Origin of the sequence: Paenibacillus sp. FSL H8-0175, assembly GCF_045040615.1 — a bacterium.
GTDB classification, from domain to species: domain Bacteria; phylum Bacillota; class Bacilli; order Paenibacillales; family Paenibacillaceae; genus Paenibacillus_AQ; species Paenibacillus_AQ odorifer.
In genome coordinates this window covers 6,675,726-6,699,168 of the sequence record NZ_CP150299.1, presented here as the reverse complement: position 1 = coordinate 6,699,168, position 23,443 = coordinate 6,675,726, and the positions used below count along the sequence as shown (strand labels likewise).

21 protein-coding genes are annotated in these 23,443 nt (G+C 37.0%); 20 read left to right on the top strand and 1 reads right to left on the bottom strand.

The window, feature by feature from the left end:
* The 4 genes from flgL to csrA all read left to right on the top strand — a co-directional run bounded on the left by flgL (window position 1) and on the right by csrA (window position 2,306).
* Complete coding sequence (flgL, locus tag MHH46_RS29785; protein ID WP_036678463.1) at window positions 1–918, top strand: flagellar hook-associated protein FlgL; 918 nt, start codon at window positions 1–3, stop codon at window positions 916–918.
* 14 nt (window positions 919–932) lie between these two features.
* Window positions 933–1,499 carry a DUF6470 family protein gene (locus tag MHH46_RS29780; RefSeq protein WP_076192382.1) on the top strand — a complete coding sequence of 189 codons (567 nt, stop codon included), beginning with the start codon at window positions 933–935 and terminating at the stop codon, window positions 1,497–1,499.
* 116 nt (window positions 1,500–1,615) lie between these two features.
* Window positions 1,616–2,062 carry a flagellar assembly protein FliW gene (fliW, locus tag MHH46_RS29775; RefSeq protein ID WP_076192384.1) on the top strand — a complete coding sequence of 149 codons (447 nt, stop codon included), beginning with the start codon at window positions 1,616–1,618 and terminating at the stop codon, window positions 2,060–2,062.
* Between the two features lies 1 nt (window position 2,063).
* Window positions 2,064–2,306, top strand: a complete 243-nt coding sequence (gene csrA, locus MHH46_RS29770) for a carbon storage regulator CsrA (protein ID WP_038574930.1) — start codon at window positions 2,064–2,066, stop codon at window positions 2,304–2,306.
* A gap of 105 nt (window positions 2,307–2,411) precedes the next feature.
* On the opposite strand, the gene MHH46_RS29765 is transcribed toward csrA, so the two are convergent.
* Entirely contained in the window at window positions 2,412–4,235 is a 1,824-nt protein-coding gene (locus MHH46_RS29765; protein ID WP_076192387.1) for a hypothetical protein, read from the bottom strand.
* Between the two features lie 592 nt (window positions 4,236–4,827).
* On the opposite strand from MHH46_RS29765, the gene MHH46_RS29760 reads away from it, so the two are divergent.
* From MHH46_RS29760 to secA, 16 genes are all read left to right on the top strand, one after another.
* Entirely contained in the window at window positions 4,828–5,649 is an 822-nt protein-coding gene (locus MHH46_RS29760; RefSeq protein ID WP_038573606.1) for a flagellin, read from the top strand.
* A gap of 123 nt (window positions 5,650–5,772) precedes the next feature.
* Window positions 5,773–7,644, top strand: a complete 1,872-nt coding sequence (locus MHH46_RS29755) for a glycosyltransferase (RefSeq protein ID WP_076192389.1) — start codon at window positions 5,773–5,775, stop codon at window positions 7,642–7,644.
* A gap of 12 nt (window positions 7,645–7,656) precedes the next feature.
* Window positions 7,657–9,414, top strand: coding sequence for a glycosyl transferase (locus MHH46_RS29750; RefSeq protein ID WP_405132543.1), 1,758 nt, complete (start codon window positions 7,657–7,659; stop codon window positions 9,412–9,414).
* A 147-nt stretch (window positions 9,415–9,561) separates the two neighbouring features.
* Window positions 9,562–10,662, top strand: coding sequence for a non-hydrolyzing UDP-N-acetylglucosamine 2-epimerase (wecB, locus tag MHH46_RS29745; protein ID WP_076192395.1), 1,101 nt, complete (start codon window positions 9,562–9,564; stop codon window positions 10,660–10,662).
* Window positions 10,662–11,969: a nucleotide sugar dehydrogenase gene (locus MHH46_RS29740; RefSeq protein WP_076192397.1), complete on the top strand. Its 1,308-nt coding sequence runs from the start codon at window positions 10,662–10,664 to the stop codon at window positions 11,967–11,969. Before wecB ends, MHH46_RS29740 begins: the two co-directional genes overlap by 1 nt.
* Window positions 11,970–11,980: 11 nt before the next feature.
* Entirely contained in the window at window positions 11,981–13,063 is a 1,083-nt protein-coding gene (locus MHH46_RS29735; RefSeq protein ID WP_038573598.1) for a Gfo/Idh/MocA family protein, read from the top strand.
* On the top strand, window positions 13,060–13,635 hold the full coding sequence (locus MHH46_RS29730; protein WP_038573596.1) for an N-acetyltransferase: 576 nt from the start codon (window positions 13,060–13,062) through the stop codon (window positions 13,633–13,635). The genes MHH46_RS29735 and MHH46_RS29730 overlap by 4 nt, the downstream gene beginning before the upstream one ends.
* Window positions 13,636–13,653: 18 nt before the next feature.
* Window positions 13,654–14,784, top strand: coding sequence for a DegT/DnrJ/EryC1/StrS aminotransferase family protein (locus MHH46_RS29725; RefSeq protein WP_076192400.1), 1,131 nt, complete (start codon window positions 13,654–13,656; stop codon window positions 14,782–14,784).
* 217 nt (window positions 14,785–15,001) lie between these two features.
* On the top strand, window positions 15,002–15,391 hold the full coding sequence (locus tag MHH46_RS29720; RefSeq protein ID WP_038573590.1) for a flagellar protein FlaG: 390 nt from the start codon (window positions 15,002–15,004) through the stop codon (window positions 15,389–15,391).
* 14 nt (window positions 15,392–15,405) lie between these two features.
* The gene (gene fliD / locus MHH46_RS29715) at window positions 15,406–16,890 is read left to right on the top strand and encodes a flagellar filament capping protein FliD (RefSeq protein ID WP_076192403.1); all 1,485 of its coding nucleotides are present in this window, start codon (window positions 15,406–15,408) and stop codon (window positions 16,888–16,890) included.
* 21 nt (window positions 16,891–16,911) lie between these two features.
* Window positions 16,912–17,301, top strand: coding sequence for a flagellar export chaperone FliS (gene fliS, locus MHH46_RS29710; protein WP_076192405.1), 390 nt, complete (start codon window positions 16,912–16,914; stop codon window positions 17,299–17,301).
* Window positions 17,294–17,629 (top strand): hypothetical protein, encoded by a 336-nt coding sequence (locus tag MHH46_RS29705; protein ID WP_076192408.1) that lies wholly within the window; start codon window positions 17,294–17,296, stop codon window positions 17,627–17,629. The genes fliS and MHH46_RS29705 overlap by 8 nt, the downstream gene beginning before the upstream one ends.
* A gap of 235 nt (window positions 17,630–17,864) precedes the next feature.
* Window positions 17,865–18,062: a cold shock domain-containing protein gene (locus MHH46_RS29700; RefSeq protein ID WP_019915069.1), complete on the top strand. Its 198-nt coding sequence runs from the start codon at window positions 17,865–17,867 to the stop codon at window positions 18,060–18,062.
* Between the two features lie 317 nt (window positions 18,063–18,379).
* Window positions 18,380–19,816 carry an S-layer homology domain-containing protein gene (locus tag MHH46_RS29695; RefSeq protein WP_076192410.1) on the top strand — a complete coding sequence of 479 codons (1,437 nt, stop codon included), beginning with the start codon at window positions 18,380–18,382 and terminating at the stop codon, window positions 19,814–19,816.
* A gap of 229 nt (window positions 19,817–20,045) precedes the next feature.
* Entirely contained in the window at window positions 20,046–20,594 is a 549-nt protein-coding gene (gene hpf, locus MHH46_RS29690; RefSeq protein WP_036678506.1) for a ribosome hibernation-promoting factor, HPF/YfiA family, read from the top strand.
* 269 nt (window positions 20,595–20,863) lie between these two features.
* Window positions 20,864–23,371, top strand: a complete 2,508-nt coding sequence (gene secA, locus MHH46_RS29685) for a preprotein translocase subunit SecA (protein WP_036678509.1) — start codon at window positions 20,864–20,866, stop codon at window positions 23,369–23,371.
* Window positions 23,372–23,443 lie beyond the last annotated feature (72 nt).

Below are 23,443 nucleotides of genomic sequence, written 5' to 3'. Positions count from 1 at the left end.
ATGTTGAGAGTAACCTCTAACATGATGAATTCACAGCTTCTGCTTAACTTAAACCGCAATGCACGTACAATGAACGATACACAATTACAGCTTTCCAGCGGACGCAAGATCAACAAGCCTTCCGATGATCCGGTAGGGATTACCTATTCCCTGCGCTACCGTGCGGAGCTCTCCTCTAATGAACAATATACTAAGAATGTTGATAGCGCACTTTCATGGCTTGATTTCAATGATACAGTTCTAGGACAGGCTGGAGATGTCGTTCAAAAGATTCGTGAACTGACTGTACAAGCTTCGACAGGTACTAATCCGCAATCCGCACTGGACAGTATCAATGCAGAAGTGATGCAACTAAAAGAGCAGCTTGTGGATATCGCTAACAGTACACTAAATGGTAAATATATCTTTAATGGTGAGCAATACACCACCAAACCATATGATTTTGCTAAGGGTGCAGATGGAACTTACGATGTATCTAAAGCAATTACTACGGATACTGGGCAGATTCAGTTCATTGTAGGTGAAGGTGTCCGTTTGCCAATAAGTACAACTGGCAATGATGTGTTCGGGAATACCGGGGATGCGGACAATTTGTTTGCAATCATTAATAATCTTTCTGCAGGATTAAAGGCTGGCGATCTCACGGCTATTTCGGGTCAACTTGATGTAATTGATACGCGTATGGAATCCATTCTGACTGCCCGTTCTGAGATAGGAGCCAAAACCAATCGTGTAGAACTAATGCAGGAACGTCTGAGTGACTTAAATGTAAACCTGACTGATTTACAGGCAAAGACAGAAGATGCCGACTACGAGGGTTTGATTATGGAGTCAAAGATTCAGGAGAATATTTATAATGCTTCCTTGTCTGTGGGCGCGAAAATTATTTCCACAACTCTCGTAGACTTTATCAGATAACGGAGGTGGTTTTTGTGCTTCAGCCGATATTGCAAATACGTCAGTCTCCTGCAGTAATTGGTATTGATGCTGATCTAGGCACATACTCGATTACTCAGCCTAAGGCTGAGGTCGATATAACAACCACTCCGGGGAAACTTACGGTCCAATCTTTTAGGCCAGAGCTTACTATAGATCAGTCCCGAGCTTGGGCAGCCTATAATGGTGGCAATATGCTCGATATGAACAAAAGAATATACTCAGGTATTCAACATTTGTATCTTCAGGGTATTGCAAAAAAGGTCGAGCAAGGTAATCGAATGGCTCAATTTTTCAAGCCTGGAAATACTATTGCAGAAGTATATGGAACAGATACCGAACCAAATTCTTTTCCAGAGATTCGCGGACCGGCATCATTTGACAATGTAGATATTCATATAGAAACGAGAGCACCACAAATTGATTTTCAAGCCGCAAAAGTGAATATTCAAGTAGAAAGACATGATCCCGAAATTGAATATACTCGTGGCAAGTTAAATATTTATATGCAGCAATATGCTTCTATTCAGTTTATTCCACCTGAATTGAATGTCCAATTGTAGCTTCTTAAGCTATAGATGTGCCATTAAGCGCTTCTATAGCTTTTGTGTTTTGTATAATTTATTAGGATTTTGTAAGAGGTTTTTTTTTCCAGCATAACTTTTGAGGAGTGAACAACTTGATTATAGAAACGCTGTCTTGGGGGAAACTTGAAGTAGATGAAGAGCAGATATATTATTTTTCTAAAGGAATTCCTGGGTTTGAGGACGAAAAGAGCTTTGCGTTGATTGCAATGTCAGAGGCTCCTTTTTGGTACTTACAGTCAATTAAGGATCAAGGAGTGTCCTTTCTATTGGGAGATCCATTTGTTTTTCATCCATCATATGAATTTGAGCTGCCTGATAATGAAGCAGAAGAATTGGAAATTGATTCGGAGATTGTAGTTCGCTGTATTATTTCAATTAAGGAGAATACAGCACAATCAACAATTAATCTGTTGGCACCCATTGTATTAAACCCGGTGAAACAAGCGGGGAAACAAATCGTTTTACACAAATCGCCTTATCATACCAAACATAGCTTGTTTCATGAGAGTTCAGATACTGATGGAAAGGATTGTGGCTGAAGTGCTCGTATTATCTCGTAAAAAAGGTGAATCTATTGTAATTCAAGATCAAATTGAGTTGACTGTGCTAAGTGTGGAGGGAGATACGGTTAAAATAGGTATTTCAGCCCCAAAACATGTGGATATTTTTCGTAAAGAGGTATTTCTCACAATTCAGGAATCTAATCATGAATCCGCAGCTCCATTACACTCAGATATGAATGCATTAATTGATCGGCTTCGAAGTCCCAATAATGATTTATGATGTAATATTACAGGTCTAGAACAGTATATTATTATGTAAAAAGAAGCCCCTCAATCAATTAATTGATTGAGGGGCTTCTTTTTACATAAAGGTGACATTATAGTTTCACCATAAAATTTCTGTATCCAATAGTCTTGTGAATTTTTCGGCTCCTTTTATATTTAAATGTGAAGCGTCCATAAAATCTGATTCATTAAAAAAATCAGATTCGAAATAATCCAAATATTGAAACTGATATTTATTTTGAAAATAATTAATGGCATTTTCAAAATCATTGATTACTTTTGTACCATTTATATGTTCTTTGTAGAAGTTTGTTACAGGACATACAACTACAGTGGCTTTAATTTTATACTTCTTTAATAGTATGAGAATTTCTTCGAATATTCGATGATTTTCTTGTACTGTTAATGGGTAGTTTTTGTCAAAGTCCTTTTCGATTTCAGTAATCAAATTCTTTCTTGAATTGTCATCCAGAAAATTACTATCAAACAACTGATTATTATAATTATATAACTGCTGATCACACAAAGCTCTAAAGTTGGATGCGAAACGCACGGTATGATCTTCTAGGAAGACAATATCATTTAACATATTAATTTGGTTAATTTGATCTTTAAGCGCAGTATCCTTATTATTGTGAGTACTCTGCGTTCGATAATAATAATAGCCTAAAAGCCAGTTTTGGGAGCTTAAGGAAAGATCATATTCAAAACTGTATTTAGCTAACCCTATTACACAATGTTGTAATTTACCGTTGTCTTTTAATAAAACCTCTTTCAATAGCATCAAATCATAAAATAGATCTTGGCTAGAAGCGGAAATATTACACATTTTTCTGGTAAAGTATTTTGTGTTAATAGCTCGGAGAGTGTAGGAAATACCTAATACAATACCATCGCTTACGCTAATACGTTCTATCGAATTGAGGTAAACTGCCCAACTATGTGAATGAGTAAAAATAAGATTCCAATATGACTCATAGTTAATTAGTTTATTTAAGTCATGAATGAATAGATTTTTCACATCATCAGATTCGATGAGAATGAAATAGTCATAATCATTTTGGACTACATCGGTTGAGCAAATTAACGGAGTATTTGCATATGAATTCATTTGGGGATTATCCGATATATAGGCCTTAATACAAGTGTTATCTAAAGACAAGATATTACGAACTGCAAAGGTCTTTTCTCCCATACCACAAATTGCGACATTTATTTTAAATAATCTACGAAGGTTATCCTTCAGTTCAACAAGAAGATCAATCAATTTTATTGAAATTGTTTTTTTTAGATTATGTTCCAATTCAACTGCATATTGATTTTTAAAACAATATAGGACATAATTCATCACACTCTGTTTGATTTCCCGAGGGACAAAAATGCATTTGTAAGATACGAGTACTAGTTCGTAAACATTGTCGATATATTCATCTGTATTATAATTAACATTTTCAATACTTATTTTATTCTCGGCATTCCAAATTCTATAAAATAATTTAGCATCTATTTTTGACATATTAGAGTATTGAGTTTGTTCACATATATCAGACAAGTTTGATAAATAATTAGTTGTGTTATAATACGTAGAATTATCTTCAGAAATACTATCTGTAAGACAAAAAAATATAAAGGCAGCTTTGTATTTTTTTTTGACATAAAAGATGCACCCTAAATTATAGAGTAAATCGGAGATATCAGTAAACAAAACTAATCCTTTTTTTAGGGATTGTAGAGAATTATCATAGTCTCCAATTGAATCATAAAATACGGATTTAATAGAATAATACTCTGAAGTTTCTCCAAAGTTATTTAAATACAACTCAACTAAAGAGTAAGCTTTTTCTGTATCTGCATTATTTATAGCAGATTCAAAATTCTCTATTAAACACTTGATGTTACTGGATACAGTATCCCCGGTTTCCATATATAAAAATCCTTTCTATGTATAAATGTACACATCATATGTTTTACTTAAAATTTATGTAATCATAATTGTAGTACTTATATATAATATCGGTGAAATAATAGCAAATAATAAATTGTAAAAAAAGTAAATTATTATTTCCTTTTTAATGCCTGATTTATTGCCGATATATAGGGTTTTTAGAGAATAATTCAAATTATAAAAAACTCTATCATTTATTAATGAGGTGTTGTAAATACGCTAGAATACCCGGATTATGAAAGACGATTAATGTGCAACTCTCGATGAGGATTTTTTTGAAAAGTGATCATGGTTCTATTTTTAAAGCACCGAGAAGCAAAAAAGATGCAATCTCGAGTGATTAGAATACTTGCAAGAAAAGATCATAAATAAACTTGGATTTTCAAATGATTTAGTTCCATATAACTGGAGTTTTAAAAGATGCAAAAAAAGTTCGAAAAAAAACTAAACACTTGAGTACATTTAGTCGATATATATATTAGACGCTGTCCGGCAGGGCGGCCGACCTTAATGGTTCAGCGTTTACCACATGGATGTGGAACTAATTTATTTTCAGGGAGGAAATATTATTATGATTATCAATCACAATATTGCAGCAATGAACACTCACCGCCAACTGGGTACTAACACCACGAATACTAACAAAGCTATTGAAAAATTGTCTTCGGGTCTTCGTATCAACCGTGCAGGCGACGATGCTGCAGGTTTGGCTATTTCCGAAAAAATGCGTGGTCAAATCCGTGGTTTGGATATGGCTACTAAAAATGCTCAAGATGGTATTTCTTTGATTCAAACTGCTGAAGGTGCATTGAACGAAACACACAGCATTCTACAACGTATTCGTGAATTGGCTGTTCAATCTGCGAATGATACAAATACTAATGAAGACCGTGCTGAGCTTCAAAAAGAAGTAACTGAGTTGACTACTGAAATTACCCGTATCTCGACTGACACTGAATTTAATACTAAGAAATTGCTTAATGGGTCTGGCGTAAGCAATGCTGTATTCCAAATTGGAGCTAATACAGGTCAAGCTATTAAATTGTCAATCGGCGACATGAGTGCTGGAAAATCAGGACTTGGCTTGCAGTCCGTTGCTATCGGAACTCAAGTAGGTGCTAACTCAGCATTGGCTATTCTTGATAGTGCTATTACAAAAGTTTCTGCTGAACGTGCAAAATTGGGCGCTAATCAAAACCGTTTGGAACACACTATTAATAACTTGGGAACTACTTCTGAAAACTTGTCTGCAGCTGAATCCCGTATTCGTGATGTTGACATGGCTAAAGAAATGATGAATCAAACGAAGAACAACATTCTTGCTCAAGCTGCACAAGCAATGTTGGCACAAGCGAACCAACAACCACAAGCTGTGCTTCAATTGCTTCGTTAATAGTAATACAAAAAAAAGGAAGCCTCAGGGCTTCTTTTTTTTGTATTACTATTGCTAATCAGTAGGGTATGGAACTCCGATATATATAGTAAAACAACAAGTGACTTATGAGAGGATAACCATATGATCAAGACAGTTTCTTTATGCATGATCGTTAAAAATGAGGAAAAGTATTTGTCTAGATGTTTAGAAAGTGTACGTAATAAAGTTGATGAGATAATTATAATCGACACCGGATCGACTGATAGTACTCTTGAAATTGCGAAGCAATATACAAATAAAATATATCATTTCACTTGGGTTAATGATTTTGCAGCAGCAAGGAATGAATCGTTAAAATATGCAACTTCTCAGTATGTTCTTATATTAGATGCTGATGAATACTTGGATCCTGCAGCAGATCTCCAAAAGGATATCTCTAGTAACTTTGATTATTACTATGTAAAGATTATTAATGATATGTCGTACGGGACTATACTCAAACATACGGCTATACGGTTGTTTGCCAATCATAAAAAACTTATCTATCATAATCGTTTACATGAACATCTAAATGTTATGGATAATCAAGGGGATTATAAAGGTTCAGCGGGAGAATTAATTATTCACCACTCGGGTTACACGAATGAAGTTATACAAGATAAGGATAAGCAAAGACGTAATTTATCTCTAATGCTACAGGAAGTTAAGGAGAGTCCAACAGGATATAATTTCTTTAATATGGGTAAAACCTATATGTGGTTAGGAGAACATGAAAAAGCAATACCTTATTTGCAAAAGGCATACTCATTAAGCAAAGAAATGATAATTATACCAGAGATAATAGTTTCCCTTTGTTCGTGTTTAAAAGATTTACACAGATATGAAGAGGGTTTGATGATTCTAAAAGATGCTATTCCTATTTATCCAAATGAAACTGATATGAAATATATGCAAGGATGCTTGTTTATGGAAGCTGGATATACAAAAGATGCAATGAAGGCGTTCGAAAAATGTATAGAACTTGGAGATCAAGGTATAACTGTTACAGAAGGAAATGGAGGCTATTGGGCTCGGTATAAGTTGGCTGAAATTCATGAGGGAGCATATCAATTATTTGAAGGCTACGATCAAATTACGCAGGTTTTAAAAGAAAAGAAAACATTAGGTGTTGGGTTAGAAAAGTACTTTCAAATTGTATCAAAAGCAAACATTCCTCATGATGAGGTTTATGAAAATTTCAAGCAAATATATACGATAAGTGATGAGGAAGATTTAAAGCTAATACTTGAGGTGCTTTATAAATTACGACATCCACTACTATACAAATATGTTGACCTTTATAATGTCAGTCTTCAGGATAATATTATTGCGGTGGCAAAGCAATATAATAAGATGTATGAAGAAGCAAGAGCTAATTGGATGGTAATGGATGAAATACCGAAACAAAATGTTGAAGATGTTTTATTATTGGCACTGATTTTTAAAGATATGAAGCTTTTATTACTGGTAAGAGATGAATTGAATTTGAGTATTAAGGAATCAAAAGTATTGAATGCAATTATAAATCAGGATGCACTGGTATCTATGAAAATTACTACACCTATTGAAGGTTTACTTTATAGGATGTTAGAGCATTTGATTATTCTGAAAGAGTTTGATCATTTTCAATTATTATCGGAGTATTTTTTACAAGGATCAGTGGAGAATTCCTATAAATTAGGGGAATTGTTATCAGGTTATTCTTTCAAGGAACTTGCTATAGATATTCTAATACAATCATTCAGAAAAAGTCCGAATAATGTTAATGTTGTACGTTTACTTGGAGATATTTGTTTTGATTTAAATTATTTAGAAGACTCTCAGTTGTTTTATACTAAATTACTAGATATATGTCCAGAGTATAGTTCCTATGAAAGAATCTATAATTTATACGAAAAGTTGGATGACAAAAACGGAATGAGTGAAACAAAAAAAACCATGAGAAATAAATTCAAACTTTCTATTTCTGGTTAGTAATTAGACATTATGAGAAGGGTTGGGGGAAGTTTGAGTTTAGATAATTTGGAGAATTATTCAAGAGATTTTAAGGATAATATACAGAATTTGATTGAGAACGGTTATTTAGAAGAAGTTAAAGTAATGATACTAGAATATGAGAAAATTGTGGAAAAAGATTTTGAATTATATTCAATAAAAGGGACTATTGCTTTACTGGAGGGCGATCTAAAAAAGGCGGAAAAGTATTTTTTAGAGGGCTTAACTGAAAAACCATATGATAGCGATTTGATATATAATCTGGCTTATTTATACGAGATGAGAAAAGAAAATATTAGTGCTTATAGACAATATAAAAAGTTATTCCCTTTAGCATTGGGTGATCTAAAAGAAATTGTGTCATTAAAGATTACTGAACTTGAGAAATTAACTCAAGTAAATGATTATATTGAGAGAAAAAAAGTGCTTATTATAGCGTATATTTTTCCACCTCTCGGGGGATCCGGAGTACAGAGAACATTGAAGTTTGTGAAATATCTAAGGGATTTTGGATGGGAACCAGTTGTTCTCACAGTGGATGAAGGTGACTTTCCATTTACGGATAGTACATTAGAAAAAGAGATCCCGCAAGAGGTTGAAGTTATTAGAATTAGAGAGAACAAAGACTTAGATATTTATTATGTTAATAAGCTAATAGAAATGTACCAGACTGTTGTGGGAAATGATGTAATACTGAAGGAATATATTGAATTATTAGAAAGTAATCCAGATAAATTGAATGATTTTGCTTTTCTGCCGGATCATGCAATTGTTTTTGCTAAAGAAGTGCTGGACAAAATAAATGATCTTCTTAATTTTGATGAAATTGATCTTATTTATTCTACTTCAGGTCCATATTCAGATCATCTGATAGGATATTTTTTGAAGAATAAATATGAAAAAAAATGGATTTGTGATTTTAGAGATGAATGGACTAATAACCCATATGCAGATTTTGATAGAAAAAGCATTTTATTTAAAATGATAGAAAGCATGGAAATTAATATTTTGGAGAGCTGTGATAAAATTTTAACCACTACCCCGTTGGCAATGCAAAATTATATTAGAAGTTTTGATCTTGAAACTAATAAAATTGAGACAATAACTAATGGATATGATGAACAAGATTTCTCTGAATTATTAACTAGTAATGAACAGGGCGGGGATAAGAAATTCCGGATTATGCATAACGGAATTATATATATGATAAGAACCCCGGAAACCTTCATGAAGGCTGTCCATAATTTAGTGCTCTATGATCTAATTCCTAGAGAGAAAATAGAGATTATTTTTACATTAACGGAAAATGATGATCATTGGAGAGATATAGCAGAACAATTAGGAATAGACGATCTTGTGGATTTTTTGGGCTATCTAAATCATCAAGAAAGCTTATTGTATGCGTCTAATGCTGATCTTTTGTTACTGATAGTTGGACCTGGGGAAAAAAATAAATCTGTATATACAGGGAAAGTATTTGAATACCTAAGATTAGGAAAACGAATACTAGCACTTTCTCCTTCTGAAAGTCTTGTTGAAGCATTAATTAATAAGACTAGTAGAGGGGCGAATTATGAGTTTGAAGATGTTCAGGGTATGCAAGAATATATTTTAAGCTTGTACAAAGAATGGGAGACTAAAGAATTTTTGGATCTAGTTATTAATGAGGATATAAGAGGATTTGAGAGAAGACAGTTAACCCAAAAGTTAAGTGATGTATTTACTGAGGTTATTAAAGAAAATAATTAAATCTAGTGTACATTCTAGAGGGATACGAGGCTTGGAAACAAGCCTATATTAAACATTATAGCGAAGAAAATTTTCGGATTTACTATTAGATAATAGATTAACGAATTATATAGATATTGAATTGATAATTGAAAGGAGAATGGCAATATGAAAATATTAACTATAATTGGTGCACGACCCCAGTTTATTAAGGCAGCGCCATTCTCAGCATTATTTAGAGAAGAGAATGAGGAAATATTAGTTCATACAGGACAACACTATGATGCGAATATGTCTAATGTTTTTTTTGATGAACTCGGTATTCCAATACCTAATTATTATTTGGGTGTGGGTTCTGGGAGCCATGGTTTACAAACAGGACGAATGCTCGAAAAAATCGAAGAGATAATTAAAATAGAAAAACCTGATGGAACACTTGTATATGGCGATACAAATTCCACATTGGCAGGTGCGTTAGCCTCGAGTAAATTGCATATTCCAGTATTTCATGTCGAAGCAGGATTACGTAGTTATAATAAGGCTATGCCTGAAGAACAAAATAGAATATTAACTGACCATATTTCAAAACTATTATTATGTCCAACCGCAAACGCAGTCGAGAACCTAAAGCAAGAAGGTATAATTTCAGATGTGTTTAATACTGGAGATATTATGTATGATGCAGTACTTAGGAATATAGATATGTCTATAAACCAATATTCTAATGGAATTTGGCTATCTGAGATACATGGAGAAAATGGAATGATTCCTAAGTTACAGGAAAATGAATACTATTTAGCAACCATTCATCGTGCTGAAAATACTGATGATTGTGAAAAATTAGCCTATATCTTTGCAGCCTTAAGAGAGATGGATAAACCTGTAATTATGCCACTTCACCCAAGAACTCGTAAAATGATAGAAATGCAAAAAATTACAACTCACAATGTAATAATTATCGAACCAGTGGGTTATTTATTGATGTTATATTTGACAGCCCATGCCTATATGGTGTTGACAGACTCTGGTGGTCTGCAGAAAGAGGCATATTTTTTGAAGACTCCCTGTGTAACACTTAGGAACCAGACAGAATGGGTAGAAACCTTAGAGAATGATTGGAATGTTTTAAGTTCAATTGATAGTGAAAGTATTTTAACCGCAGCAAGTAGAAAGCTTGATTGTATGAATTATACACAACCTATGTTATTTGGTGATGGATATGCTGCTGACCGTATATACCAAGCTATAGTAAATGGAAGGATAACATAATGGATCTTTTAAAACAAAAATTAATGAATAAAACAGCAACACTGGGTGTTATTGGTTTGGGATATGTAGGTCTGCCTCTTGCTGTTGAAAAAGCAAAAGCTGGATATAAAACTATAGGATTTGATATTCAAAATTCTAAGGTTGATTTGGTTAATACAGGAGTGAACTATATTGGAGATGTCGTTAACGAAGATCTACAAGCTATCGTGCGTTCAGGCATGCTCTCGGCCACTACTGATTTTGCACAGGTTGCTAAAGCTGATTGTGTATGTATTTGTGTACCAACACCTCTAGATGAACATCAGCAGCCAGATATAAGTTATGTCAAGGCTTCTGCAGAGAGTATTGTTCCTTATATGCATAAAGATATGCTGATAGTGTTGGAATCAACAACATATCCAGGTACAACTGAAGAACTACTAAAACCTATTTTTGAAACCTCAGGATTAAAGTGCGGTGTTGAGTTTTATCTAGCATTTTCACCTGAACGAGTTGATCCGGGTAACCTTATTTACAAGACTAAAAATACACCAAAGGTAGTGGGTGGTGTTACACCAAATTGCACAGAAATCGCAGCGATTTTATACGAAAGTGTTTTGGAGGCACCTATTCACAGAGTATCTTCTCCGGCAATTGCAGAAATGGAAAAGATTCTTGAGAACACGTACCGAAATGTTAATATTGGCTTGGTCAATGAACTTGCAATTCTAAGTAACAAAATGGGTATTAACTTTTGGGAAGTTATTGAAGCTGCGAAATCAAAACCATATGGTTTTCAAGCATTCTATCCTGGACCGGGATTAGGTGGCCATTGTATACCGCTTGACCCTTATTACTTGTCATGGAAAGCACGTGAATATGGATTTCATACTTCAATGATTGAATCTTCAATGATGGTGAATGACCGAATGCCAGAATACTGTGTTGAGAGATCAAGTAAAATATTGAATAGATATAAAAAGGCTTTGAATGGATCGAAAATATTAGTTTTAGGAGTAACTTATAAGCAAGATATTAATGACTACAGGGAAAGTCCAGCGATTAGAGTGATTAATGAGTTTGAAAGGCAGAATGCTGAGGTTATTTTCTATGATCCTTATGTGTCTGAGTATCAGGAGCATGGGAAAATAAAAAAAGGCGAAACTGAATTGACAGCTCAACTCATTGAAAATGTTGATCTGGTAGTTGTTGCAACAGCACATACAACAGTAGACTACAGTCTCATACAGGAGTACGCTAAAGTGATTTTTGATACTAAGAATGCTATGAAAGATATTCAAAGTAGATGGAATATAGAATTGTTATAGGAGGCAATAACTTGAGCCTTAGATATGCACTAATTGGGTGTGGGAGAATATCACCAAATCATATAGCCGCAGCGATTGAAAATGATTTGCAGATAATTGCTCTATGTGATGTAGCGACCGAAAAAATGGACGAAGTGATTACTGTATTCAATCTAAAAAATGTTGCTCGGAAATATACTGATTATAAAGAGATGTTAGAAAAAGAGAGGCCCGAATTAGTAGCTATTTGTACTGAAAGTGGCAGCCATGGGCAAATTGCAATAGATGCTCTTAATGCGGGGTGTAATCTTATTATTGAGAAACCCATTGCATTATCATTAGTAGAAGCCGATAAAATTATTCAATTAGCAGCAGAAAAAAACCTCAAGGTAAGCGCATGTCATCAAAATCGTTTTAATAAGTCTATTCAAAAAATCAGAGAAGCTGTCGAGCAAGGAAGATTCGGAAAGTTGTTTCATGCAACTGCTCATGTTCGTTGGAATAGGGAAGAGAATTACTATAAACATTCTCCTTGGAGGGGGACATGGGAGCAAGACGGTGGTGCCCTAATGAACCAATGTATTCATAATATTGATTTATTGAGATGGATGATGAAAGACGAAATTGTTGAAGTTGTAGGAATGACAGATAATTTAAATCATGACTACATAGATGCTGAGGATCTTGGTATGGCAATTATAAAATTTAGAAATGGTAGTTATGGAGTTATCGAAGGAACTGTTAATGTTTTTCAGACAAATCTTGAAGAGACCTTGTACATTTTCGGAGAAAAGGGGACAGTAAAAGCAGGTGGGAAATCTGTGAATCTTATTGAAGAATGGCGTTTTGCGGACAATAGAGATAATCCGGATGAAGTTAAAGAAATGTATAATGAAGACCCACCAAATGTATATGGTTTTGGCCATAGACCACTATATGCAGATGTAATCGAAGCAGTTGAAAATGATAGGCAGCCGTATGTTACGGCTGAAGATGGTAGAAGAGCTTTAGAGCTTGTACTTGCTATATACAAGTCAGCATATGAAGGTAAAAGTATACAGTTACCCCTAGAAAAGGGGAGCACTATGGAGTTTAAAGGTAGGTTTAATAAATGAGTCACTTTGTGCATGAAAGTAGTTATGTTGATGATGATGTAAGCATTGGTGATGGAACGAAGGTGTGGCATTTTAGTCATATTCAAAGTGGGGTTCAAATTGGATCTAATTGCTCTCTTGGACAAAATGTCAATATATCAAATAATGTAAAAATTGGTAATGGGGTCAAAATCCAAAATAACGTATCAGTTTTTGAAGGAGTAGAATTGGAGGATTACGTTTTTTGTGGACCTTCTATGGTATTTACGAATGATTTAACGCCAAGAAGTAAATATCCTAAAGGAAGAAAAGGATATGAAAAGACAATAGTGAGATATGGTGCCACTATTGGAGCTAATGCAACTATTGTTTGTGGGAATACTATCGGTAAATGGGCGATGATAGCTTCAGGTGCTGTTGTAACTGAAGATGTCCCTGATTTTTCTTTGTGGGCAGGTGTACCTGCAAAACAGATTGGTTGGGTCTGTAAATGTGGCAAGTCACTTAAGGATAGAACGAACTGTATATATTGTGGAGAAAAATATATTGTTATTTCTGGTTTGCTTCAAGAAAATCGAATAGAAAAAGGGTAATTTTGAAGAGGTGGATGTATGCAATTTAGGGATCTGCAAGCCCAATATCAAAAATATAAGCAAGAGATAGATTCGGCTGTTCAAGAAGTATTACTTAATGGGGATTTCATTGATGGTAAAGTAATAAGTAAACTTGAAGAGCAACTGGCTGAGTATGTAGGCGTGGAACAATGTATTTCCTGTGCTAACGGCACTGAAGCTATGACATTGGTGTTGATGGCATATGGAATAAAAGAAGGGGATGCTGTATTCGTTCCTGACTTTACATTTTTCTCAACTGGAGAGGTTGTTTCCTTTAGAGGTGCAACTCCTGTATTTATAGACGTAGAGAGAGATACTTTTAATATTGATCCTTTAAAATTAGAAAAAACTATTCAAAGAACTATACAAGAAGGAAATTTAATACCAAAAGTTATTATTTCAGTAGACTTATTTGGTCTTCCTGCTAACTATTGTAAGATCGAGGAAATTGCAGATAGGTATAATCTGTTAGTGCTAGAGGATGGTGCTCAGGGGTTTGGAGGTAATATTAATGGAAGAAAAAATTGTAGTTTCGGTAATGCAGCAACTACTTCATTTTTTCCATCAAAACCTTTGGGATGTTACGGGGATGGAGGAGCGATTTTTACAAATGATAGTGGTTTAGCTGGAAAAATAAGATCTTTAAAGGTTCATGGTAAGGGAGAAAATAAATATGATAATGTTAGGGTAGGTGTCAATTCTAGACTGGATACGATTCAAGCTGCGGTACTAATTATAAAATTAAAAGCTTTTATTGAACACGAACTTGAAGATGTTAATAAATTTTCTCAGCAATACAATAATGAACTGAGTGGTATTGTAGAAACCCCTATTGTTCCAGAAGGTTTTTATTCCAGTTTTGCTCAATATACTATAAAGTTGAAAAGTAAAAAGCAAAGGGATGAATTGCAAGCAAGGTTAAGAGAAAATGATATCCCTAGTATGATCTACTACGTCAAACCAATGCATAAACAGAGAGCATTTTCATATTTAGAAGTAGACGATGAGAACTATACTGTAACTAATGAACTATGTGATGTCGTGTTGTCATTACCAATGCACCCATACCTGACAGAGGAAGATGTTCATAATGTGTGTGTGGTAATTAAAACTTGCATAGCTCCGTAATTTGAAGGGTTCAAAAACATTTTAAAAAATAAGAACTTCAGTCCCCTCTGTACTAAGATGTGGGACATTTGACGATTGATTTCTGTATGACGGTTGAGTGGAGTCCTTCGCTTTAATTGAAATGATTTTTATAGTATTTATCTGTACTATTTCTAAATTATCCCTTCCTGCAACCGATATATATATTATAAACTAAGTGTCGTTGGAGGTCGGGCTCATGAATGTACAGTTCTCCGTATCTGCTAATCCATCAACTGGTGGACAGAGCAGGTCTGAGTCAATACCTGGTAATGGAAAAGTCGGGTCAGTGAACGAATTGACTTCAGTTAAAGATATCAAGGATTTAAGTAGCAAAGAGCGTGAAGGCATTTCAGTCTCGGTTGCAGAGGAGCAGTTGATCAGGAATATTGAGCGCGCAGTGAAGACTTTACAAGGACCGAAAACTATTTTAGAAATCAGTGTACACGAGAAGACACATGACATTATGGTTAAGGTACTAAATGAAGACACTGGTGAATTGATTCGTGAAATACCGCCTGAAAAAACATTAGATCTAGTAGCGAAAATGATGGAAATTGCAGGAATTTTAATCGATCAACGTGTATAGGGAGGAGTGAACAAATGGTTCTTAGGGTTAATGGTTTTTCATCAGGAATGGACATTGATAGCATTGTTAAACAAATGATGTCGGCAAAAAGGCAGCCCCTGGATAAGCTTAATCAACAGAAAACTCTATTAGAGTGGCAGAGGGACAGTTATCGTGAGCTTAACAGTAAACTTGTAGATTTCAAAGCCAATAAGTTAAGTAGTTGGAACAAACAATCTCAAATGAATGCACAAAAGGCAGTAGTGAGTGGAAATACTCTTGCGGTAAAGGCAGAGGCAAATGCTGATGCTAATGGAGTAGAAATGAGTGTTCGGGTAACGAAACTGGCTACAAAATCTTCTTTAGAGTCAACAACACAGCTTACTACCAGTTCATCCGAAAAAGCAACGATTAGAACAAAATTGAGCGATATGCTAGGTGCGACTACTCCATTAGAATTTAAAGTTGATGGAGGGGTCACTCTTACTTTTACTGATGAAGACACCATATCCTCAGCGATTAGTAAAATTAATAGTAGTTCAGCAGGTGTGACGGCAAGTTTTGATGAGGTGAGTGGACGATTTACTATTTCGGCAAAAGAATACGGGGCTGACAATGTATTAGAGAAGAATAAGTTGAGCGGTTCTTTTTTAAGTCTAATGAATGTTGGTGCCGTGAAAAATGCGGAGAACGCTGAAGTTTATATTTCCAGTGGTAAGCAAGGAAGTACGGAAACTCCTGTTAAATATACTCCATCTTCCAACAATTTCACGGTTAATGGCATTCAATTAACTTTGCAAGGCTTGTCTGGAACAGCAGGTACTACAACAATTAATACACAGACAGATCCTACTAAAGCTATTGAAACCATTAAATCTTTCGTGGAAGCATATAATGAACTTATTAGCTTATTCACTAAAAAGACAGATGAGAACAAGTATCGTGATTTCGCGCCATTGACATCAGAGCAAAAGGAAGCGATGAAAGAGAGTGAAATCACAACATGGGAGGAAAAGGCGAAAAGCGGATTACTGAAGAATGATGCAATACTGAAGTCTACAGTTTCTGACTTTCGGTCCGTTATAACTTCTAAGCTTGGAGATCTTAGTTCATTTGGGATTACTACAGGACAATACTATGAGAACGGTAAATTATATATAAATGAAGAAAAATTAAAACAAGCCTTGACTGATAATCCGGAAAAGGTTACATCCTTGTTTCAGACTCCTTCGGGAGGTTCAGGTATATTTACAAGTCTTTCAACCTTAGCTGATAAAGCTCTGGATAAAATTGTATTGAAGGCGGGCACATCTAAATTCTCTGCGGATATAAATAGCACATACAAAACTGAGAGTGTTATGGGAAGACTTCTGAAGGATTATAATTCCCGAATTGATGCGTGGGCTGACAGATTGACTGATATGGAAACCAGATATTATAAGCAGTTTACTGCTATGGAAACTGCAATGAGTAAGTACAATTCCCAATCAAGTAGCTTATCAAGTTTTATGTCTAGCTAGTAAGAGAAAAGGGTGACACAAATGATAAATTCTCCTTATGAAAAATACCGTCAGTCATCGGTAAAAACATCGACCCCCTCACAGTTACTGATTATGTTATTTGATGGAGCGATTAGATTTGTAAGGGCGGGTATGGAAGGAATCGATTCAGTTGACTATCAAAAGACAAACATTAACCTGGGTAAAGCGCAGACAATTGTTAGTGAATTGATGTCAACACTGGATCCTACCTATGACATATCTAAAAGTTTGAATGATCTATACGAATATATAAATCATTTGTTGATTCAGGCGAATGTGAAGAAAGACAAGGTTCCTGCAGAAGAGGCGTTACAGTATTTAACTGAGTTCCGCTTAACTTGGTTGGAGGCGTCAAAGCTGGCACCAGCACACGAGAAGGCCCATGGATAATTGTATCTTAGAGTTAAATAAGATTACTCAAGATATTATTAATAGACTAGATAATTGTTCATATGAAGAATTAAATGATTTCGTCGAACAACGTCAAAATTTGATAGATCAACTCGAACAGCATGTGAAAAAACAGTCGATCGGTGTAAACCAGCAGCATCAGTTACGAGAGTTGTTGGAAGCCGATCCTATGATAATTGCAAGAATGCAACAACTTAAAAGTGAGGCAGCTAAGTGGCTTCAACAGAGAGAACAGGCCAAAACACAACGCAACGCCTATGAGGCCGCCTACACCCCAGACAGTTTTCTTATGGATCGCAAAAAATAGTTTTATCGGTGTTTCACTATAGGAGTAGACGGGTATTAAATACCGTCTGCTCCTTTTTTTGATCATTGTACCGAATCTATTTCTTGTTTATGGAAAATTTAATAGTTTATTTTACGTGGTAAATTATTGAATGTAAACATTTTCTTTTCCAATTGACAATAAAGAAGTTACGGTGGTATAGTCGAATTGTGAGCAAGACTCACGTTCATCTGATGACGAAGGGAATGTTTAATCAATGGAAGGTAAAGTAAAATGGTTTAACGCAGAAAAAGGTTATGGTTTTATCGAGACTGCAGACGGTGGCGACGTATTCGTACACTTTTCCGCGATTCAAACTGATGGTTTCAAGACATTGGATGAAGGTCAATCCGTAGAATTCGATATCGTTGAAGGTGCACGTGGACCACAAGCAGCTAACGTAATCAAATTATAATCATCCGGCGAAGCCGAACTACATATAAGTAGATGGTTAGCAATTTAGACAGCGCTAGCAGGGATCTTGGAATCTTCCAAGATCCTTTTTTTGTGCGTTCATATGTGTCTAGTATAGCCAATCCTAGTAAAGAAAATAGCCTATTTTGTAAATTCATTTTATGGAAAATGTTAGAACTCTGCAAAAGGTGGGTAATAGATATACGTTGAGCTGTTTATCTTACCTCGACACACACTATGTTAGCCTAGGTTACTACATTCACGAAGAAATTCAATATAGCCTAAGCTATCAAAACAATTAGGAGGGTGATTAGCAGGATGAAGAAGATGTGGCGCGGTCTTATGACCGGAATATTAGGTACTAGTATGTTATTGGGGTCTCTCGGCAGCGTATCTGCTGCAACTGTACCTAAGGATATTCAAGGCCACTGGGCACAAGGTCAGCTGCAGGAATGGCTAGATAGAGGTTACCTTGGAGGCTACCCAGATGGAACGGTGAAACCAAACAAAGCAATTACGCGTGGTGAGTATGTGACTATGGTAAATCGCCTGTTAGGGTTTACAACTAAAGCAACAGTAACTTTCAAAGATATGAAAAGCACAAACTGGAATTACAGTGAAGTGGCTAAAGCTGTGGAAGCTGGATATATCGGAGGATACGAGGATAATACGTTCCGTCCTAATAATCCGCTTACAAGAGAAGAAGCAGCTGTAATTACTGCAAAATTACTTAAATTGAGCACCAATACAACTTCGAACAAATTTAAAGACAATGCACAAATTGCAGCATGGGCAAAAGGTGCTGTAGCAGCCGCAGTGGAAAAGAAGATTGTTAACGGTTATCCAGATGGAACCTTTGGTCCTAAGAGATCGTTAACACGTGCCGAGGCTGTAGGTATTATCAATACTTCAGCTATTTATTATCCTGGTAGTGGCACAGGTGGTGGTGTAACACCTACACCAACTCCAACGGCTACTCCGACACCAACAGCTACACCAACCCCAACTGCTGCTCCAGGTGGCAGTACTGGCGGAGGTTCTGGTGGTGGTAACGGTGGCGGCGAAAGTAGCACAGCGCCAACAGTAAGTGGGGCAACCTACGGTAATGTTGGTTCGGTCACAGCGGATGTATACCTGACACCTTCCGTAACTGGTGCAGTATACTATGTTGTAGCTCCTTATAATGCTGATGTAACTGCTCCAACTGCATTGCAGGTGGAAAAAGGACAAATTAGTAACGGGACTGCAAGTGGTATCCATGGTAGTGTTGCGACTGTAGCTGAAACAACGGTTACATTCTCTGTTTACGGATTGAATCCTGGTACAGAATATGCAACATATATCACGCTGGCGGATGCAGCTGGTAACTTGTCTACTGTAACGACAGTTCGGTTGACTACTGCTCAAGCTACTGCTAGCTCGATTTCGCTTTTTGAGCCGGGACAAGTTAGTACAGTTACAGCAGATGTATATGTTAAATATGGTGTGACAGGTGGCACTACAACCCCAGTTAGATATGTAGTATTGCCAGCAAATGATAAGGCACCTACTGCAGCGCAGATTGCTTTAGGTCAAAATGGTAGCGGTACTGCACTGGCTGCTCCATGGACTGACACACTTACGTTTGCTCCTGGTGTAAAACGTACACAGACCCTAACTGGTTTAGCAGCAAATACTGCCTATAAGGTATATGTTATTGCAGGATCGGGTTCTCAATGGTCCCCTGTAGAAATCATTCAAATTCATACCAAATAGCCTGACCTTATGTGATTTCATTCGGAGAATATAAGAGTGGAATCCGTACTATAATAACGACAGGTTTACTTTTGGTCCGGTAGGGCGATTGGTTGCTCTTACCGGACTTGTTTTATTTGTGAACGCTATGACAACATTTGTTATCTAAATGTAAGGGCTGTAAGGAATTGCTTTTTACTTAGCGCTTACAATTTGGTATAATGAAGGTGTAACTAAAGGAGGAGTGGCCATGCAATTCACCATTCGAGGTCAACAAATTGACGTGACCGACGCTTTGAGAGAGTATGTTGATAAGAAGCTCAGCAAACTTGAGAAGTATTTCGAAGCACCCCCTACCTCTGAAGGGTCTGTGACGCTTGGCGTAGTTCGCGGCCTTCATACGGTGGAAGTAACCATTCCGCTTGCTGGCGTGACGCTTCGTGCGGAAGATCGCAGCGATGACATGTATGCTTCCATAGACGCCGTTGTGGACAAGCTGGAACGCCAAATTCGCAAACACAAAACGAAGCTGAACCGTAAGTTCCGTCAAGAGGGACTCAAGACGCTGTTTGTGGATGGAGCTAGTGCCGCTGTTGCTGTAGAAGAACAAGATTATGATGATTTAGAAGTGGTTAGGAACAAACGCTTTACGATGAAGCCGATGGATGTGGAAGAAGCAATTCTGCAAATGAACATGGTAGGACATAATTTCTTTGTGTTTTCCAATATCGACACCTCGGAAGTTAGCGTAGTTTACAAACGTGATGATGGTAAATATGGACTGATTGAACAGGGCTAAGATACAATGATGCCAGTTATGCTCTAAGTATAAAGGGCCTCGAGAGTTAGTCAGAACCTAGGAAATTTAAACCGAGCCCCTATTCGCTTATAGCGAATAGGGCTCTTGTGCGTATATATGAAAAATGTGGCTGTTACACCTTGTATTGCGGCATCTCTTACAAACTGTTACAATTTATGAAGCAGCGGAATCGAATTTATAAATGGCCCTTTCAATTTTGTGAGGATGGGCTCGGTTCCACCATCTGTGTTGCATGAAAGGGGTTAACCATGCTAGGACTTGTAAAGAAAATATTCGGAGACACAAACGATCGTGACGTTAAACGTCTCATGAAGACAGTCGATGTAATTAATGGATTGGAGCCGGAATTTGTAGCACTATCCGATGAAGCTTTAAAAGCTAAGACGGAAGAGTTCCGCGCCCGTATTGAGAAAGGCGAAACCTTGGAAGAAATTCTTCCTGAGGCGTTTGCAACCGTACGTGAAGCTTCCAAACGGACGCTTGGCATGCGGCATTTTGATGTACAGTTAATTGGTGGTATGGCCCTGCATGAAGGCCGAATCTCCGAGATGAAGACTGGTGAAGGTAAGACTCTAGTAGGAACATTGCCAGTGTACTTAAATGCTTTGCTTGGTAAAGGCGTACACGTAGTAACGGTCAATGACTATTTGGCTCAGCGCGACAGCGCACAAATGGCACAAATCTATAACTTCCTGGGCATGACGGTTGGGGTTAACCTAAGCGGTATGGACCATGCTGATAAACAAGATGCTTACGCCTGCGATATTACGTATGGCACGAACAACGAATTTGGTTTCGATTATTTGCGTGACAACATGGTGCTTTATAAAGAACAAATGGTTCAGCGCCCTCTTTATTTCTGTATTATTGATGAAGTGGACTCCATTCTTATTGATGAAGCACGTACACCTCTTATCATTTCCGGACAAGCTGAGAAGTCTACTGAATTGTACTTTGCAGCAGACCGCTTTGTGAAAAAGCTTAAAGCTGAAGAAGACTACACAGTTGATATCAAAGTGAAGTCTGTAGCCTTGACTGAAAAAGGTGTAGCTACTGCTGAACGTGCTTTTGGTATTGAGAACTTGTATGATCACAGTCATGTAACCTTGAATCACCATATCGTCCAAGCCCTGAAAGCAAACGTAATTATGCGTCGTGACGTAGACTACGTTGTTAACGAGGGTGAGGTCGTTATTGTTGATGAATTTACAGGACGTTTAATGTCAGGCCGTCGTTATAGTGACGGTTTGCACCAAGCGATTGAAGCGAAGGAAGAAATCGAAGTACAGAATGAGAGCATGACGCTTGCTACGATTACTTTCCAGAACTATTTCCGTATGTATCGCAAATTGGGCGGTATGACAGGTACAGCTAAAACTGAGGAAGAAGAGTTCAAGAAGATTTATGGTCTTGAAGTTCTTCAAGTCCCTACGAATAAACCGAATCAGCGCATAGATATGCCGGATGTTGTCTACAAGAGTGAGAACGGTAAGTTCAACGCTGTAGTGGCAGAAATTGTAGAACGTCACAAAAAGAACCAACCTGTACTTGTGGGTACAGTGTCGATTGAGAATTCAGAGCTCGTATCTGAAATGCTGAAGCGCAAAGGCGTTAGACACCAAGTGCTTAACGCGAAGCATCATGCTGCGGAAGCTGAAATCATTACACACGCAGGTCAGCCAGGTACAGTTACGATTGCTACCAACATGGCTGGTCGGGGTACAGATATCGTTCTAGGTGAAGGTGTGACAGATCTTGGAGGTCTGCATATCATTGGTACAGAGCGTCATGAATCGCGCCGGATTGATAACCAGCTGCGTGGTCGTGCGGGTCGTCAAGGAGACCCAGGTTCTACACAATTCTACTTGTCCCTTGGGGATGAGTTGATGAAGCGTTTCGGCGCTGACAACGTTTTGAGTATGATGGATCGCCTTGGCTTTGAGGAAGATCAGCCGATTGAGAGCCGCATGATTACGCGTGCTGTGGAATCTGCTCAGAAACGTGTTGAAGGTAATAACTTTGATATTCGTAAAGTCGTATTGCAATATGATGACGTGATGAATCAACAGCGTGAAATTATTTATAAACAACGCCGTGAGATTCTGGAGTCTGAAAATATTAAAGATATCGTACTTGAAATGATTAAGCCGGTTATTGAACGTATTGTTCACGCACACTGCAGTGACGATATTCCTGAGAACTGGGAGCTGCAAGAAGTTGCTGATTACGTAAACAGCAAGCTGCTTGAAGAAGGTGCTTTGACTCGCGATATTCTGTGGGGCAAGGAAGCAGAAGAGATCATTGAGTACATCTTTGAACGTGTACTTGAGAAATATGCTGCTCGTGAAGAACGCCTAGGTTCAGAATTGGTACGTGAATTCGAGAAGGTAATCGTGCTGCGCTCCGTGGACAGCAAGTGGATGGATCATATCGATGCGATGGATCAATTGCGTCAAGGGATTCACCTGCGTGCTTACGGTGGTACAGATCCACTTCGCGAGTATCAATTCGAAGGATTCGAAATGTTTAATACTATGACGGCTACGATTCAAGAAGAAGTAGCTACTTATATTATGAAGGCTCACATCGAGACAAATCAGGAGCGTCAATCCGTTGTAGAGGAAAATAAAATTTCCACTAACAGCGAACCTGCTGAGAAACGTCCGGTACATGTTGAGGCGGCAGCTGGTCGTAATGATCTTTGCCCTTGCGGAAGCGGCAAGAAGTACAAGAACTGCCACGGTCAAAACGCATAAGACAAACGTTTAGTAGCGCTCATATTCAGGTGTTGAAGATGTAAGTCTTTAACCCTGATCTCTATGGGTATA

What these genes read in the sequence shown, in the direction of transcription:
- flgL (WP_036678463.1), top strand. Translation starts at nt 1, where the DNA reads ATGTTGAGAGTAACCTCTAACATGATGAATTCACAGCTTCTGCTTAAC.
- MHH46_RS29765 (WP_076192387.1), bottom strand. Translation starts at nt 4,235, where the DNA reads ATGGAAACCGGGGATACTGTATCCAGTAACATCAAGTGTTTAATAGAG.
- MHH46_RS29760 (WP_038573606.1), top strand. Translation starts at nt 4,828, where the DNA reads ATGATTATCAATCACAATATTGCAGCAATGAACACTCACCGCCAACTG.
- MHH46_RS29755 (WP_076192389.1), top strand. Translation starts at nt 5,773, where the DNA reads ATGATCAAGACAGTTTCTTTATGCATGATCGTTAAAAATGAGGAAAAG.
- MHH46_RS29750 (WP_405132543.1), top strand. Translation starts at nt 7,657, where the DNA reads ATGAGAAGGGTTGGGGGAAGTTTGAGTTTAGATAATTTGGAGAATTAT.
- wecB (WP_076192395.1), top strand. Translation starts at nt 9,562, where the DNA reads ATGAAAATATTAACTATAATTGGTGCACGACCCCAGTTTATTAAGGCA.
- MHH46_RS29740 (WP_076192397.1), top strand. Translation starts at nt 10,662, where the DNA reads ATGGATCTTTTAAAACAAAAATTAATGAATAAAACAGCAACACTGGGT.
- MHH46_RS29730 (WP_038573596.1), top strand. Translation starts at nt 13,060, where the DNA reads ATGAGTCACTTTGTGCATGAAAGTAGTTATGTTGATGATGATGTAAGC.
- MHH46_RS29725 (WP_076192400.1), top strand. Translation starts at nt 13,654, where the DNA reads ATGCAATTTAGGGATCTGCAAGCCCAATATCAAAAATATAAGCAAGAG.
- MHH46_RS29720 (WP_038573590.1), top strand. Translation starts at nt 15,002, where the DNA reads ATGAATGTACAGTTCTCCGTATCTGCTAATCCATCAACTGGTGGACAG.
- fliD (WP_076192403.1), top strand. Translation starts at nt 15,406, where the DNA reads ATGGTTCTTAGGGTTAATGGTTTTTCATCAGGAATGGACATTGATAGC.
- fliS (WP_076192405.1), top strand. Translation starts at nt 16,912, where the DNA reads ATGATAAATTCTCCTTATGAAAAATACCGTCAGTCATCGGTAAAAACA.
- MHH46_RS29705 (WP_076192408.1), top strand. Translation starts at nt 17,294, where the DNA reads ATGGATAATTGTATCTTAGAGTTAAATAAGATTACTCAAGATATTATT.
- MHH46_RS29700 (WP_019915069.1), top strand. Translation starts at nt 17,865, where the DNA reads ATGGAAGGTAAAGTAAAATGGTTTAACGCAGAAAAAGGTTATGGTTTT.
- MHH46_RS29695 (WP_076192410.1), top strand. Translation starts at nt 18,380, where the DNA reads ATGAAGAAGATGTGGCGCGGTCTTATGACCGGAATATTAGGTACTAGT.
- hpf (WP_036678506.1), top strand. Translation starts at nt 20,046, where the DNA reads ATGCAATTCACCATTCGAGGTCAACAAATTGACGTGACCGACGCTTTG.
- secA (WP_036678509.1), top strand. Translation starts at nt 20,864, where the DNA reads ATGCTAGGACTTGTAAAGAAAATATTCGGAGACACAAACGATCGTGAC.